Below are 15,691 nucleotides of genomic sequence, written 5' to 3'. Positions count from 1 at the left end.
CCCAAGCGGGGCTCGTTACGGCTGCTTCCTTCCGGATCTGACCGGGTTGGCGAGGCGCTCGCCCGCGCCAACCTCTCGATGGGGTATGTAGGGGGAAAGGCGCGGATTCGCAAGGGTTCTAGCCGTTTGCGCCCATCGGAATTTCGCCGGAGCACAGGAAGGTTGCGAAGACCCCGTAACACCGCAAAGACTCACCGAAACCCGTGATATCAATAGCCGCGTAAAGTTTGCGGTCATCATACCCCACATCAAGGCCCGTGCGGACAAGCTCATAACAGGCGTTATGGTCGGCCTTACACATCAGGGTGAGCGCAAAATCTCCGCCGTTGCCCTGCGCACTGGGGTTGGTGCTGGCCAGCCTTTGCAGGAAGCGGGATTTCAGCTCTGCCTCAACATCGGCCTCGCTGGGTTTTGTGACGGCGGCGGCGAGGCCTGCAATGGCGAGGATGACGAGAAGCCAGATGATCTTGCGCATGGGTTTGTCCTTCTTTGCCATGGGTTTTAACCGGGCAATCCAAAGGGGGCCAGCCCTGTCAGAGGGTCAACTCGATCAATGCGAAGCCTTGGGCATCCAGCCCCAGCCAGCGCGGGCTATAGGGCGCAAGTTGCGCGGAGTCGGTGGGCGCGGCGGGGCCTGTTCTCATGATGGCACGCTGCCCTCCAAGGGGAGAGAAGCTCCAGTTTGGTTCTGCGCAGTTCCTCAGCGCGCCCTGTTCTGAGATGTAGCGGATCAGGATGTCACGGCTGATCAAACGGTCATCAAGCACAACCTGCATAGCTTCGAGAGGGGCAAACAGGCCTACCCCGCCCAAGCGGTAGCTGTTGGTTGCAACGATAAAGCGGTCACGGTCGCGCACCGGCTGTCCGGCGTGGCACAGGTTGCGCACCCGCCCCGACCCGGCCCCAAGCGGGGTGCCATCGGCGGCGTACCGGGCGGGCTGCGAAATATCCACCTGCCAGGTGACGCCGGACAGCACATCAAAATCATAGCCGGGAAAGCTGGGGTTGAGCAGGTTTTGCGCAGGGGTTCCGGGAGGGCCGATCTGGAGGTAGGCGCTGGCTGACCGCTCAAGCCAGTCGCGCAACATCGCGCCTGAAACCTGTAAAACGCGCAGGGTGTTGGGGAAGGGATACATATCGGCCGCGCCTTTAAGCGTGATATCTCCGGGCGCGACATCTGTGTAGTTTTGCGGTCCGGCGGGGCCACCAGCCTTGAACGGGGCCGCCGCAGAGAGGATCGGGAAGCTGGGTTCGCCCAGTTGTTCGGCCACATAGGCCACTTGGGCCGCATTGATCAGGCCAATCACAGGGCATGGTGCGGCAAAGCTGAAATAGGTTTGCAAGCGCTCGCTGGTGCGCCCGACCGGACGGCGGATGTAGGCCAGCGTCGCATCATGCGCCTTGGCAGTCGTGCGCAGGATCTCAGGGGATTCTTTCACGCGCGGTTCCGGCCCGTTTGCACCGTAAACCGAGATTTGGCGAAGTTCTGAGTGAGACGACACAATCTTCATCCCGGTGGCCTGCGGCGAAAGGGTAAGGTCGATCACGCCTAGATGAGACCCACCGTAACCGGGCATCACGACCGGCTTTCCATGCACAGTCCCGCCTTCGGCATCGACGCCGGGAAGGCCGGAATAATCAGGTCCGGGAAAGCGCAGATGGAGGTGCCCGGCGACCAGCGCATCAATCCCGTCAATCCTGGCCAGTGGCAGAATCGCGTTTTCCATACCGCGTGACACGGGCTTGCCGCTGAGGCCGCTGTGCGCTAGCGCGATCACAACATCAGCCCCTGCGGCTCGCATGGCGGGCACTTCGCGGGCTGCGGTTTCGAGCATGCAGCGCACTTCAGCCACCCCGCCCAGCACAGCAGCAGACCAGCGCATCACCTGCGGCGGCAGTAACCCGATGACCCCGATCGTAACCTCGCGAAGCTGGCCTGAAGCGTCTGGCAACTTGCGGCGCAGCAGAATCCACGGCCGGATATCGGCGGCATGGTCGGGGGGATTTTTGCGCCGCAAATTGGCGGCCAGCGCGGGGAACCTGGCCTTGGCAAGAGCCTTGTCGAGCAGATCAAAGCCATAGTCGAACTCGTGATTTCCCAGCGCCACGGCATCATAGCCCAGCACCCCCATGGCCGCTGTCATCGGGTGCGAACACTCTATTTTATCTGGCTCATAGGCCATCAGATCGCCCATTGGGGTGCCTTGCAAAAAGTCGCCATTGTCAAAGAGCAATGCACCCGGCACCTCTTTGCGCGCCTGAGCGATCAGGGAGGCCGTTCGGCTCAGGCCAAGGCTTGGGGAGGGGCGGTCATGGTAATAATCATGCCCGGTGATGTGCATGTGCAGATCTGAGGTTGCGAGAATGCGTAAGTGCACCTCTTCCCCGGAAATGGCCGATCCTGATTTGGATGAACTCGCCGACATCTTGGGCTACTCGGCCATTTCTTTGTAAGTGCGTGGTTGTATGGCAGTTTAAACCCGAGGTTGATCGGGCGCCATGGTTGTAGACGCTAAATTGCAGGGACAGTGCTGGGGCATTTGCGCCATTGTTTCCGTTTTGTGCAAGGAGCAGCATTTGTGCCGGGAAGCCGCCTGTGCCAGAACCGTTGAAACGGCATGGGAGGCACACGGATGCGACACGCGGAACAGGTGACTTTTGGTGGCGGCGGTCTTGACCGGAAGGCGGAGCGGCGAGGCGATGAGGCCGCGCTTGACGCGCTGGCGCAGGCAGAGAGCACCAGACATGCTGTGCTTTGGCGCGGCAAGGTGCTGATTGAAGGCAGCAGGGGGGCAGAATCGATTGCTTGCCAGCCGGTAACGGCTGACATTCTGCAAAGTGATGATCTGCGGGTGTTCCTTGGCGTTGATCCTGACGGCAACGCCTGGTTTGCGCATGATGTCTCTGGCTGGCAGCCTGAAACGCCGCCCTTCGAGCCGGGTGTTTTCCTTGACACTTTGGAACAGGGCCTTCCCGGCCATCCGGGGCTTCGGTTTTCTGAGCTGCGCAACTTGATGACGGCACTTACCCCGCTGGAAGCCGAAGTGGCGGCGACTGCGCGAGGAATTTTTGGCTGGCATCTCTCTCATGGGTTTTGCGCACGCTGCGGTGCCGAAAGTGACGTGAGCCAGGCGGGGTGGCAGCGCGAGTGCCCGGCTTGCAGAGCCTCGCATTTTCCGCGCACCGACCCGGTTGCTATCATGCTGATCACTCACGGAAATTCGGTGTTGATGGGGCGCTCGCCGGGGTGGCCCCAGGGAATGTACTCGCTGTTGGCGGGCTTCGTTGAGCCGGGCGAAACGATAGAAGCTGCCGTGCGCCGCGAGGTTTTTGAGGAATCCGGCGTGCGGGTGGGGCCGGTAGGCTACCTGGCATCGCAGCCCTGGCCCTTTCCCGCGTCGTTGATGATGGGGTGTTATGGCGAAGCGACCACCACCGAGATCACAGTTGACCCGAACGAACTGGAGGATGCCCGCTGGTTTACCCGCGAGGAAATGCTCGACATTTTCGCGGGCCGGAATGAGCAGGTTAAACCGGCGCGCCGTGGCGCGATTGCGCAATTCCTGATTGCCAACTGGCTTGCGGACACGCTCGATTGACGGGTAAGACCGCAGGCGGGGCGACAAGGGACAAAGGGCAGCGGCGACATGCAGTTCACCGATAAGGAAGACATCGAAAAGCCGATCGACGAGGTTTTTGATGCGGTCACCGATTACGAAGCCTTCGAGAAGCAGGTGATGCGGCGCGGCCATGAGATCACCCGGCTCGACGCTCAATCCTCCGGCGGTGTGGGCATGAGCTGGAAGATGCGTATCCCGGTGCGTGGCACTCTGCGGGAGCTCACGGCGACCGTTTCGCGCTATGATCGGCCTGATCATGTGGCGCTGGATTTGCGGATTGGCGGGTTGGATGCTGTGGTGAACGTGGAGCTCATTGCGCTTTCGCCCAAGCGCACGAGGATGAGCCTTGAGATCGAGCTGATGCCACGGTCGATCACCTCGCGGGTGCTGGTGCAATCGTTGCGGTTGAAGCGTGCGAGCCTGACCAAGACGCTCCGCAAGCGCCTCGGTGAATTTGCCGAGCACCTTGAAGCGCGCCCGAGCCACACGGCCTGACCCTCTCACGCGCCTTTCACCAAACGGTAACTCACGGCTTCGGCGATGTGGCCTTTGCTGACGCCCTCATCGCCATCAAGGTCTGCAATCGTGCGGGCAACCCGCATGACCCGGTGGTATCCGCGCGCCGATAGATGAAAGCGCTCCGCCACCCTGCGCAACAGCTCCATGCCAGCGTCATCAGGCCGGGCGACCTGCTCTAGCAACTCACCTTCGATATCAGCGTTGGTCGTCGCGGCGACGCCGAGCGCTTCGTAGCGTTCGCGCTGACGTTGGCGTGCGCTGTCAACCCGCGCGGCGACCTCGGCAGAGCCTTCGGCGGCAGGCGGCAGATCAAGGTCGGTATAGGCAACGGGGGGCACTTCGAGGCGGATGTCGAAGCGATCAAGCAAGGGGCCGGAGATACGTCCAAGGTAATCCTCCCCACAGTTCGGGGCGCGGGAGCAGGCCAGGGCCGGGTCCGTGAGGTGGCCGCATTTGCAGGGATTGGCCGCAGCGACCAGCATGAAACGGCAGGGATAGGCGACATGGGCATTGGCCCGGCTGACCATGATTTCGCCCGTTTCAACTGGTTGGCGCAGGGTTTCGAGCACGGTGCGGGGAAACTCGGGGAATTCATCCATGAAGAGCACGCCGTTGTGGGCAAGCGAAACCTCACCCGGTTTGGCGGCCCGGCCACCGCCGACGACAGCGGCCATGGAAGCCGTGTGATGCGGGGAGCGAAACGGGGCCTCGCGTGAAATTCCGCCCTCTTCGAGCAGCCCGGCGATGGAGTGGATCGTGGACGTTGAAAGCGCCTCGGTCGCCGTTAGTGGCGGCAGGAGGCCAGGCAGGCGTGCGGCCAGCATGGACTTGCCAGAGCCTGGTGGACCAACCATGAGCAGGTGGTGGCGCCCCGCAGCGGCAACTTCGAGCGCACGTTTGGCCCTTTCCTGACCCTTCACATCGCGCAGGTCTTTGAAACCAGTGGTCGTGCGCTCTTTCAATTCGCCGGGGGTAGAAGGCTCAATCGGGGCTTCACCGGTATAGTGGCGCACCACGGCGGCCAGCGATGCGGGCGCGATCACCTCAGCCGCGCCGACCCATGCGGCCTCTGCCCCGCAGGCCCGAGGGCAAAGCAACCGTCGCCCCTGCGCGGCGGCGGCCATTGCGGCGGGGAGGGCACCATTGACCGCGACGAGCTTGCCATCGAGTGAAAGCTCACCGAGCGCGACAACCTGCTCAATCTCTTCGCGCGGCAGGATCTCCAGCGCGGCGAGCAACGCCAAGGCAATAGGCAAATCGAAATGGGACCCTTCCTTGGGCAAGTCCGCAGGAGAGAGATTGACCGTCACCTTTTTGGACGGCATGGCGATGGCCAGTGCGTTGAGCGCCGCGCGGATACGCTCACGCGCCTCGCTGACAGCCTTGTCAGGCAAGCCGACGATTCCGAAACCCGGCATGCCCGGCGAGATCGCGCATTGCACCTCAACCGGGCGTGCCTCGATCCCGTCAAAGGCCACCGTGTAGGCCTGCGCCACCATGTTCTCATCCCTCGAACCAGAATTGGTTAACGCTAGGCGAGAGATGGTTACTGAATGGTAAACACGGGCCTAACTGCCTTCATAAATCTCTGCGAACCTGGGCCAGGCAAGCGGATCGGCCACGGTCTTGTCGCGGCAAAACGCATTGCAAAAGCCCCAGGTCTTACCGCCAGCTTCCATGAAATGGGTGACCGGCTTGCCGGAGTAGGGGCAGGTTTGGTTGACTGAGGGGCCAGTTTCCACCGCGCGAGCGGCGAGAGGCGCTGGGCCGGGCCAAGTGGCTTTGGTGAGGTCGTTCTTTGCGTACCTAGGCAAATCCTCCCCTTTGGCAAAGCCCATTGCACGCCAGCGACGGAAGGCGGGATCGTTGAGGTGTGCGGCTACATAGGCTGCGGCGTCTTCGCCGACGGGAAGGCCATAGGTGGCGATCCGAGCCGCGACGGGGGCGAAGAAAGCATCTGCCGCTGAGTAATCGCCGCAAAGCCACGGGCCGGTTGAGCGGCTGGCGTCGCGTGCGTGGGCCCAGATGGTCTCTAACCTTTCAAGATCGGCCAAAACGGCTTTGGATGGCGCGAAATCAGCATAGGTGACGCGCAGCGCCATTGGGCAATCTGCCCTGAGCGCCGCGAAACCGGCGTGCATTTCGGCCGTCACGGTGCGGGCCGTTGCGCGGGCTTTCGGATCATCGGGCCAGAGGCCTGCATCGGGGTAGCGGCTGGCCAATTCTTCAGCGATCGAGAGGCTTTCTGAAAGAATGGCTCCATCTGCGGTGACGACAGCGGGCACGGTGCGGGCCGGTGCGATCTGGGCAAGCTGCGCGGCAACGTCCTTGGCAGCGAAATCCACCCAAACCGTCGTGCGCGGGAGGCCGAATCTTTCAAACAAGAGCCAGCCGCGAAGCGACCAGGATGAGTAAGCGGGATCACCGATGTAGAGCGTGTTTTCCATACCTGTGAGGCTACGCACAGAGAAACGGCTTAGACCAACGCAAATTTGCACGGAAGTCCATCAAGATTATTGATACAAAGTGCTTTTTCCATTTTTCACACTTTCTTTTGAACCTAACGCGCCTAGCCTGCGTTTAACATGTATCTGACGGGGCAAGACGAAGGCGTTTGCCCCATTCCGCGAGAAGGAGCTCTCCACATGCCTTTGGACGGCCAATTTGATACCACCATGTCGCGCCATGCTCGCAAGGCAGAGTTGCTCGACGCTGAAACCGAACAGATGCTCGCCCGTGCTTGGCGAGACGAACGGGATGAGCAGGCCCTGCATCGCCTGATCTCGGCTTACATGCGCCTCGCGATCTCGATGGCCGCGAAATATAAGCGCTACGGCGCGCCGATGAACGACCTCATCCAAGAGGCCTCATTGGGCCTGATGAAAGCTGCCGACAAGTTTGACCCGGATCGAGGCGTGCGGTTTTCGACCTACGCCATATGGTGGATCAAAGCTTCGGTACAAGAGTTCGTGATGCGCAACTGGTCCATGGTTCGGACTGGGTCGACCTCTTCGCAGAAGTCGCTGTTCTTCAACATGCGCCGGGTTCAGGCCCAGCTTGAACGGGAGGCGGCTGCCGAGGGCGCTTCGCTTGATGGCCAGCAGTTGCGCCAGAAAATTGCTACTGAGGTTGGCGTGCCTTTGGCCGATGTAGAAATGATGGAAGGCCGCCTTTCAGGTTCGGACTTTTCGTTGAACGTGACACAAAGCACCGATGATGATGGCCGTCAGTGGATTGACGCGCTGGAAGACAACGGCCCGCAGGCGGCTGAAACGGTTGAGGTGGCGCATGATGAAGAGCAGCTTCGCACATGGCTATCGGAAGCGATGGACATGCTGAACGAACGGGAGCAGTTCATCATCCGCGAGCGGCGGTTGTCGAAAGAAAAGCGAACGCTTGAGAGCCTTGGCGACGAGCTTGGCCTTTCCAAGGAGCGCGTGCGCCAGTTGGAAGCTGCGGCCTTCCAGAAAATGCGCAAAAGCCTTGAGACCCAGTCTGAAGAAGTTATGGGCTTGCTTGCGTGAAGCGATTTGCCATCGCGGGGGCGGCGCTTGCCGCCCTCTTTGCGTTTCCTGCCGCCTCGCAAGAGTTTGAGCCAGATGTTTTTGTTGGCATTGATGCCGACGTGTTCATCTTGGGCGAGTTGCACGACAATCCAGACCACCACCTGCGGCAGGCCGATTTGATTGGTAAAATCGAACCGCGGGCAGTTGTTTTTGAGATGCTCACGGCTGAACAGGCTGAGATTGCCAACAAGATGGGCCGGGTCGATCCCGATGCGGTGGGCTGGGCGCAAAACGGCTGGCCTGACTTCAGCATGTACGCGCCGGTATTTGAGGCAAGCGAAGGGGGGGAGATCTACGGAGGGATGCTTGGGCGAGAAGTGGTGCGCCGGGCTTTCTCGGAACCGCCCAAAGAGCTGTTTGAAGAGCTTTGGACAGGAGCAGGTGACCCACCACAATTCGGGCTGGATGCAGCCCTGCCACCGGAACAGCAAGAGCGACGGGAAGAGGAGCAGATGGAGGCCCATTGCGGCGCTCTCCCCGAAAATATCCTCCCCGGCTTCGTGTCAGCGCAAAGGCTGCGAGATGCGGCCCTTGCTGCACAGGTGCTCGCAGCCTTTGAGGCGACCGGCGGGCCAGTGGTGTTGATCACCGGCAACGGCCACGCCCGGCAGGATTGGGGCGTTCCGGCGCTGCTTCGCGCGGCAGCGCCAGACCTCACGGTTGCAAGCCTCGGTCAGTATGAGGGTGCAACGCCAGACCACGCGGACGCTTTCCAGGCCGTAGCCCTGTCGACCGCGCCCGAGCGCGAAGACCCTTGTGCCGCATTTCAAAAATGAGCAGTGCATTGTGCCGGTGATCCCTTGGGGGTAGGACTGAGGCCACCAATGCGAGGGCCTGAAATGTTGCACGGCAAACGGATACTACTGATCATTGCAGGCGGCATTGCGGCCTTCAAATCGCTCGATCTGATCCGGCGTTTAAGAGAGCAAGGTGCGCATGTGACGCCGGTGCTGACCAAGGCGGCAGAAGAGTTTGTCACCCCGCTTTCGGTCTCTGCTTTGGCGGCGGAGAAGGTTTATCGCGATCTTTTTGATCTGACCGTTGAGCATGAGATGGGCCATATCGAGTTGAGCCGCGCTGCTGATCTGGTGGTTGTTGCGCCCGCGACCTCGGATTTGCTGGCCAAGATGGCGGGCGGCTTGGCAAATGATCTGGCCTCTACCCTGTTGATGGCGACCGATAAGCCGGTGCTATGCGCCCCTTCCATGAATGTGCGCATGTGGCTCCACCCCTCCAACCAGCGCAACGTGGCGCGCCTTCGCGAGGATGGCATCCGTTTCGTTGGTCCGGGTGAGGGAGAAATGGCATGTGGAGAATATGGCCCCGGTCGCATGGCCGAAGTGCCCGAGATAATTGCTGCTGTTTCCGAGGTGCTGGCAGACGGGCCGCTGAAGGGCAAACATGTCCTCGTGACGTCCGGCCCCACCCACGAGCCGATTGACCCGGTGCGCTACATCGCCAATCGCTCGTCGGGCACGCAGGGCACCGCTTTGGCGCGGGCGCTGATGGCGCTTGGTGCAAGGGTCACGTTTGTGACCGGCCCTGCCAGCGTGCCGCCCCCTGAGGGCGCTGAGGTGATCGCCGTGGAAACCGCCGATCAGATGCGCGCCGCCGTGCTGGCCGCCCTGCCCTCTGATGCGGCGGTTTTTGCTGCTGCGGTGGCTGACTGGCGTGTGGTGAGCGCGTCGGATTCGAAGATCAAGAAGGACGGCTCTGGCCATATCCCGGCGTTGGAACTGGCCGAGAACCCCGATATTCTGGCCGAGGTGTCAAAGCTCACAGAAAACCGCCCCGGCCTTGTGGTGGGCTTTGCGGCCGAAACCAATGATGTAACGGCGCATGCCACCGCCAAACGCGCCCGTAAGGGCTGTGATTGGATCGTGGCCAACGATGTATCGCCAGAAACCGGCATCATGGGAGGCCGCGAAAATGCGGTTACAGTGATCACCGGGGAAGGCGCCGAGACTTTGCCGCGAATGTCAAAAACCGAAGTCGCCGAGAAGCTGGCCACCAGAATAGCCGAGGCGCTTTCGTGACGCCGCTCATTCGGGTCACGCGAGATGCGGGTTCTGATCCAGCTATCGACCTGCCTCGATACGAAACCGCCGGGGCCGCCGGGGCCGATGTGAGGGCAAACCTTCCAGAGACCAAGCGCAGGGAAGGGCTTGTGCTTTTGCCCGGTGAACGGTCCATTGTGCCCACGGGGCTTCGGGTGGAGATTCCGCAAGGCTACGAGATTCAGGTGCGGCCACGCTCTGGGCTTGCGGCGAAGCACGGGGTGACGCTGGTTAACACGCCAGGCACCATCGACAGTGACTATCGTGGCCCGCTTGGGGTGTTGATGATCAACCTCGGGGCTGATCCTTTCACGGTGATCCATGGCGAGCGGATTGCACAGCTTGTAGTGGCGCCGGTGGTGCAAGCCGATTTCACAGCCACCGAAGCACTTACACAAACTGCCCGTGGCACGGGTGGATTTGGCTCAACGGGGCGTGACTGATGCTGTTGGTGTTTGCGCTGCTGGCGCTGATCTGGTGGGGTGGCGCGGCTTTGCGGATTCAACCGGCGATCCGGAACCTTGCAATGCTCGCCGTTCTCGTCGCCGCGATTGCAGTGAACCACTTTTTGCCAGACGGGCATGTGGTGCGCCAGGTTACGGGGCAGGACCCACGGTTTTGGTATCTCGTGCTCCTGCTTGGCAGCATCGGGATTGGCTACGGGTATTTTGTGAAGTTCTTGCGCCGAGAGGCGGTTCATGCCGAGGAAGCGCATGAAAAGCGGGCGCAGCGCCCTCAAGCCAAACTGGGCCCGGTGTCGGCAGCCCTCGCATCGCCGCCCGCCCCCACAGTAGCAGAGCCGGATAAACCCGCCCCCGCCGCTAACAAGCTTGGGCCTGATGAGCTGAACCGCTATGCGCGCCATATCGTGCTGCGTGAAATCGGCGGGCCGGGGCAGAAGGCGCTGAAAGCCGCGCATGTGGTGGTGATTGGTGCGGGGGGCCTTGGATCACCCGCGTTGCTTTATCTTGCCGCTGCTGGCGTGGGGCGGATCACGGTTGTGGATGACGATACGGTCGATGTTTCCAATCTACAGCGCCAGGTGATCCACCGGACGGCGGATGAGGGGCGACACAAGGCTGAAAGTGCCATAGCGGCCATGCAAGCGCTGAACCCTCATGTCGAGGCACGCGCGGTGGTTGGCCGACTCTCCGAAGAGAATGGCCCGGTTCTGGTGGCCGACGCGGATGTGATCCTTGATGGCACCGACAATTTTGAAACCCGATACCTTGCTAATGCGCTGGCCGTGGCTGCAAAAATTCCGCTGGTTTCTGGGGCGCTTTCGCAGTGGGAGGGGCAGATCAGCGTGTTTGATCCCGCCAATGGAGCGCCCTGCTATCGCTGTATCTTCCCAGAGCCGCCCGCACCGGGGCTTGCCCCCTCTTGCTCTGAAGCAGGGGTGATGGGGCCGTTGCCCGGGGTTGTGGGCGCGATGATGGCTGCCGAAACGGTGAAGCTGATCACCGGCGCGGGGGCTTCCTTGCGCGGCGGGATGCTGATTTATGATGCGCTTTGGGGGGAGACCCGGCGCATTGGTTTGCAACGCCGCGAAGGCTGCCCAGTTTGCGGCGAGACGGCAGGCTAGCGGCCACCCGGCGCCAATGCGCACCCTGCCCCTTCGCCTTTTCCCACCACCGCACTAGGTTGCCGTTCAAAGGAGACCTTCACATGACCAACCCGCTTTTGACCCCCGGCGACATGCCCTTTGAACTGCCTGATTTTGCAGCAATCGAAGACGCGCATTTTGCCCCCGCGCTGGACGCCGCCGAGGCGGAGACACGCGCCGCGATTGAGGAGATCACCCGCAACCCGGATGCCCCCACCTTCGCCAATACGATCGAACCGCTGGAGCTTTCGGACGAAGCGCTCAATGAGGTGCTTGGCCCGTTCTTCCTGCTTGCCGCTGTTTCATCAACCCCGGAGCGCGAAGCACTTCAGCGCGCCTTTTCCCCCCGGCTTTCAACGCTTGGGACCGATATCGCGCTCAACGAAGCGCTGTTTGCGCGAATCGACGTGCTTTGGGAGCAGCGTGACGAGCACGACCTTACCGATGAGCAACTGCGGGTGCTCTACCTGCATCACCGATCCTTCCGTCGCGCCGGGGCGGCGCTTGATGAAGAGGGCCGCGCACGGCTGCGCGAAATCAACTCTGCCCTGTCGGAAAAGAGCACCGCTTTTGGCCTGAACCTTCTGGCTGATGAGCGCGACTGGTTTATGCCCGTCACCGATACGGCCGGCTTGCCTGCGTTTTTGATCAACGCGATGAAATCTGCCGCTGAGGAAAAGGGAAGTGATGCGCCGATCGTCACCCTGTCACGCTCATTGATCGTGCCTTTCCTGCAGTTCAGCCCCAACCGTGCGTTGCGCAAGAAAGCCTATGAGGCCTGGACATCGCGCGGCGCAAACGGGGGCAAAACCGACAACCGCACCCTCGCCGCCGAAATGCTCAGCCTGCGGGCCGAACGGGCCGCGCTGCTCGGCTATGAGAGCTTTGCCGACTACCGCCTTGAAACCGAGATGGCAAAAGCACCAGGCAAGGTGAGGGACCTGTTGCAGGCGGTGTGGTCACCGGCGCGGGAGCAGGCCGAGATAGATGCAAAGGCACTGGAAAAGCGGCTGCATGCAGACGGGTTTGACGGGCCTTTGGAGCCATGGGACTGGCACTTCTATGCCGAAGCGCGCCGCAAGGAAGAGCATGCGCTAGATGAGGCGGAGTTGAAAAACTACTTCCAGCTCGACCGGATGATCGAAGCCGTATTCTCCTGTGCAAATCGCCTTTTCGGGCTGGAGTTCAAACCGCTTGATGTGGATCTCCACCACCCCGATGCCCGCGCTTGGGATGTGACGAGAAACGGCGAGCACTACGCTGTTTTTATCGGCGACTATTTCGCACGATCCGGGAAACGCTCGGGCGCTTGGTGCTCGGCGCTGCGTGCACAGAAAACGCTTGGAGGTGTGACCACGCCGCATGTTGTCAACGTGTGTAACTTTGCCAAGCCACCAGAGGGCCAGCCCGCGCTGCTGAGCTACGATGACGCGCGCACGCTATTCCACGAGTTCGGACATGCGCTGCACCAGATGCTCTCTGATGTGACCTATGGCTCGATTTCGGGGACGTCTGTGCCACGCGATTTTGTGGAACTGCCCTCGCAACTTTACGAGCATTGGCTGGAAGTCCCTGACGTGCTGGACCAGTTTGCCACCCACGCGGAAACGGGCGAACCGATGCCAGCCGACCTGCGTGACCGTGTGCTTGCCGCAACCACCTACAACATGGCGTATCAAACCTGCGAATACATCGGCTCGGCGCTGGTCGACCTTGAGTTTCACGCAGGTCCGCCGCCCGCTGACCCGATGCAAAAGCAAGCGGAGGTGCTGGAAGAAATTGGCATGCCGCGCGCGATCAGGATGCGCCACGCGACCCCGCATTTTGCACATGTTTTCTCGGGCGGCTATGCCTCGGCATACTACTCTTACATGTGGTCGGAAGTGATGGACGCCGATGCCTTTGCAGCATTCGAAGAAGCTGGCAGTGCCTTTGATGAAACCACCGCGAAGCGCCTTGAAGACAATATCCTTTCAACCGGTGGGAGTGAGGATCCTGAGGCGCTTTATACCGCTTACCGTGGTCGGTTGCCCGGTGTGGAGGCTCTTTTGAAGGGGCGTGGGTTGGACCGAGTCGCCTGAGCTATCCACGGAGTTATCCACAGCCTAAAGAACCATTGAAAAGGGCGCCGGGGCAAGATCGCCCCGGCGCCCTCACTTCAGGGTGGCGGCATCACATCTGGCACGGGCGCGTGAAAACGCGTTGAAAGCAAGGAAAATGAGCGAATCCATGCAGTTTTTCTTTGCGAAGTTTGCGAGGCTTGCCCACGTCGCATGAGCCTTTGGGTGAATAGACGGTCCCCTGCGTAAGCTCAGCCATGGTGGTGCAACAAAAGTTCTCCACACCCGTGATATTGACGCTAAGTAATTCCGACCAAGGCGCCAAGAGTTTACCGGGCCGATACAACACGATAGAGGGAAATTCGATCAATCCAGCAATGGCAAGTGCGATCGCAACGAAGAACGGCGCGGCTCCGGTGCCCCATGCATCTGCGCCACGAATTTATCGAATATAGGTTCGCCCGAAGATAATATTCGATAATCTGCATAAAATCGCCGAGCTTCCGCATTTGTTGACCTAGATCAAGGCTGCATCGACGTGCTCGGGGTATAAATGGTGTATAGCAAGCCAAGGCAACCTCCCTTCCGCCAAGGCTTCGCGCTTCCGGGCACGCACCCGGATAGGCCCCGGCCCTCCTTCCTGTTCGCGCGTTTCCTTGGAAGGGTCGGGGCTAAGTGCGTTTGGCGATCGAAAACTGCGCTGCGGTAAAGGGTCACCTGTCTTCGAGGGCGCTATTTCTTTAACTCCCATGCAACATTGTTGATGCAAGTCAAAGCCGCCGCCACGCCAGCGTGACATTCACCATGAGCGATGTGGGCGCAAAGGATGCAAACGTGAGCACTACCGAGCCAAACGAACCTGAAAGCCTTTATGCTGCGCGTGAGCCTATCTTCCCGCGTCGGGCGAAAGGGAATTTTCGCAATCTGAAGTGGATCATCATGATCCTCACGCTTGGCATCTATTATGTGTTGCCCTGGATCAGGTGGGATCGCGGGCCGAACCTGCCCGATCAGGCAGTGCTTGTAGACCTGGCAAACCGGCGCTTCTTTTTCTTCTGGATCGAGATCTGGCCGCATGAGTTTTATTTCATTGCCGGCCTGCTCATCATGGCCGGCCTGGGGCTTTTTCTGTTCACCTCGGCCTTGGGGCGCGTCTGGTGCGGCTATGCCTGCCCGCAAACCGTTTGGACCGACCTGTTTATTCTCGTCGAACGCTGGATTGAGGGAGATCGCAACGCGCGTTTGCGTCTGCATCGCCAAAAGAAAATGGATTTCCGAAAGGCGCGATTGACGGCGACCAAATGGCTGGTGTGGCTCTTGATCGCCCTGGCGACAGGTGGTGCCTGGGTGTTTTACTTCACCGACGCGCCCACGCTTCTGCGTGATCTACTGACCTTCTCCGCGCATCCTGTTGCTTATTCGACCATCGCTGTGCTGACGCTCACGACCTTTGTATTTGGTGGCTTCATGCGGGAACAGGTGTGCATTTACATGTGCCCATGGCCGCGTATTCAAGGCGCGATGATGGACGAGAACACGCTGACCATTGGCTATCGCGACTGGCGGGGTGAGCCGCGTGGCAAGGCCCGCGATGCGACAGCTGGTGATTGCGTGGACTGCTTTGCTTGCGTCAACGTGTGCCCGATGGGGATTGATATCCGAAACGGCCAGCAGATGGAGTGTATCACCTGCGGCCTTTGCATCGACGCCTGTGACGAGGTGATGGATAAGCTGGGCCGTGACCGTGGGTTGGTGGCCTATCTGGCAATCAGCGACGAGGATTATGAGACCAGCGGTAACAAACCCCGCTCGGTATGGAAGCATCACATCTTCCGGCCTCGCACGATTCTTTACACAACACTGTGGTCACTGGTCGGGATCGGGCTTTTGGTTGCGCTTTTCGTCCGATCCGATCTGAGCGTGACTGTCGCGCCAGTTCGCAACCCTGTGTATGTGACCATGTCTGACGGGACGATCCGTAACTCTTATGATCTGCGGCTGCGTAACAAACATGGCGAGGACCGGCGGTATTCGATCGGGGTGACTGGTGATCCGGACCTCAGGATTTCCATTGAGGGCACGCCCTATGGGTCGGTCATTGTGCCTGCCGATGATACGATGTTGCAAGGAGTCTATGTCTATGCTCCCAAAGGGTCTGACGCCGCAGAGGGAGATCTGACCAATTTCCGCTTCTGGGTCGAGGATTTAGCATCTGGAAATCGCGTGTACAAAGACACCACATTTAACGGCAAGGGATCGTGAG

13 protein-coding genes and 1 other RNA gene are annotated in these 15,691 nt (G+C 60.5%); 9 read left to right on the top strand and 5 right to left on the bottom strand.

The annotated features are described in order from the left end of the window. The 3 genes from ffs to P1U55_RS12025 all read right to left on the bottom strand — a co-directional run. An RNA gene (gene ffs / locus P1U55_RS12035) (signal recognition particle sRNA small type) lies at positions 1 to 77 on the bottom strand; the annotation flags it as partial. Between the two features lie 41 nt (positions 78 to 118). Beyond that, on the bottom strand, positions 119 to 475 hold the full coding sequence (locus tag P1U55_RS12030; protein ID WP_301047850.1) for a hypothetical protein: 357 nt from the start codon (positions 473 to 475) through the stop codon (positions 119 to 121). 58 nt (positions 476 to 533) lie between these two features. Next, entirely contained in the window at positions 534 to 2,426 is a 1,893-nt protein-coding gene (locus P1U55_RS12025) for a bifunctional 2',3'-cyclic-nucleotide 2'-phosphodiesterase/3'-nucleotidase (RefSeq protein WP_301047849.1), read from the bottom strand. A 207-nt stretch (positions 2,427 to 2,633) separates the two neighbouring features. Between P1U55_RS12025 and nudC the strand changes: the two genes are divergently transcribed. Both nudC and P1U55_RS12015 read left to right on the top strand, forming a co-directional pair. Continuing rightward, positions 2,634 to 3,599: an NAD(+) diphosphatase gene (gene nudC / locus P1U55_RS12020; RefSeq protein WP_301047848.1), complete on the top strand. Its 966-nt coding sequence runs from the start codon at positions 2,634 to 2,636 to the stop codon at positions 3,597 to 3,599. Between the two features lie 48 nt (positions 3,600 to 3,647). Further along, entirely contained in the window at positions 3,648 to 4,115 is a 468-nt protein-coding gene (locus P1U55_RS12015; RefSeq protein WP_301047847.1) for an SRPBCC family protein, read from the top strand. A gap of 5 nt (positions 4,116 to 4,120) precedes the next feature. Here P1U55_RS12015 and P1U55_RS12010 read toward each other — a convergent pair whose 3' ends face one another. Together P1U55_RS12010 and P1U55_RS12005 are read right to left on the bottom strand one after the other, a co-directional pair. Continuing rightward, on the bottom strand, positions 4,121 to 5,638 hold the full coding sequence (locus P1U55_RS12010) for a YifB family Mg chelatase-like AAA ATPase (RefSeq protein WP_301047846.1): 1,518 nt from the start codon (positions 5,636 to 5,638) through the stop codon (positions 4,121 to 4,123). A 69-nt stretch (positions 5,639 to 5,707) separates the two neighbouring features. Continuing rightward, on the bottom strand, positions 5,708 to 6,586 hold the full coding sequence (locus tag P1U55_RS12005; protein WP_301047845.1) for a glutathione S-transferase: 879 nt from the start codon (positions 6,584 to 6,586) through the stop codon (positions 5,708 to 5,710). Positions 6,587 to 6,784: 198 nt separating this feature from the next. On the opposite strand from P1U55_RS12005, the gene P1U55_RS12000 reads away from it, so the two are divergent. The 7 genes from P1U55_RS12000 (at position 6,785) to ccoG (ending at position 15,690) form a co-directional block, all read left to right on the top strand. After that, a complete protein-coding gene (locus P1U55_RS12000) occupies positions 6,785 to 7,663 on the top strand; it encodes an RNA polymerase factor sigma-32 (protein ID WP_301047844.1) in 879 nt (292 codons plus the stop codon). After that, the gene (locus tag P1U55_RS11995; protein WP_301047843.1) at positions 7,660 to 8,481 is read left to right on the top strand and encodes a ChaN family lipoprotein; all 822 of its coding nucleotides are present in this window, start codon (positions 7,660 to 7,662) and stop codon (positions 8,479 to 8,481) included. The genes P1U55_RS12000 and P1U55_RS11995 overlap by 4 nt, the downstream gene beginning before the upstream one ends. A gap of 63 nt (positions 8,482 to 8,544) precedes the next feature. Continuing rightward, the gene (gene coaBC / locus P1U55_RS11990; protein WP_301047852.1) at positions 8,545 to 9,741 is read left to right on the top strand and encodes a bifunctional phosphopantothenoylcysteine decarboxylase/phosphopantothenate--cysteine ligase CoaBC; all 1,197 of its coding nucleotides are present in this window, start codon (positions 8,545 to 8,547) and stop codon (positions 9,739 to 9,741) included. Beyond that, complete coding sequence (gene dut, locus P1U55_RS11985) at positions 9,738 to 10,205, top strand: dUTP diphosphatase (protein ID WP_301047842.1); 468 nt, start codon at positions 9,738 to 9,740, stop codon at positions 10,203 to 10,205. Before coaBC ends, dut begins: the two co-directional genes overlap by 4 nt. Continuing rightward, the gene (locus P1U55_RS11980) at positions 10,205 to 11,347 is read left to right on the top strand and encodes a HesA/MoeB/ThiF family protein (protein ID WP_301047841.1); all 1,143 of its coding nucleotides are present in this window, start codon (positions 10,205 to 10,207) and stop codon (positions 11,345 to 11,347) included. The genes dut and P1U55_RS11980 overlap by 1 nt, the downstream gene beginning before the upstream one ends. Positions 11,348 to 11,430: 83 nt before the next feature. Next, positions 11,431 to 13,449: a M3 family metallopeptidase gene (locus P1U55_RS11975; protein WP_301047840.1), complete on the top strand. Its 2,019-nt coding sequence runs from the start codon at positions 11,431 to 11,433 to the stop codon at positions 13,447 to 13,449. A gap of 783 nt (positions 13,450 to 14,232) precedes the next feature. Next, positions 14,233 to 15,690 (top strand): cytochrome c oxidase accessory protein CcoG, encoded by a 1,458-nt coding sequence (ccoG, locus tag P1U55_RS11970; protein WP_301047839.1) that lies wholly within the window; start codon positions 14,233 to 14,235, stop codon positions 15,688 to 15,690. Position 15,691: the final 1 nt, after the last annotated feature.

Source organism: Vannielia sp. (assembly GCF_029212645.1).
Taxonomy (GTDB): Bacteria; Pseudomonadota; Alphaproteobacteria; order Rhodobacterales; family Rhodobacteraceae; genus Vannielia.
The sequence above is the reverse complement of the archived record's forward strand: the minus strand, read 5'-3'. Positions and strand labels throughout refer to the sequence as shown.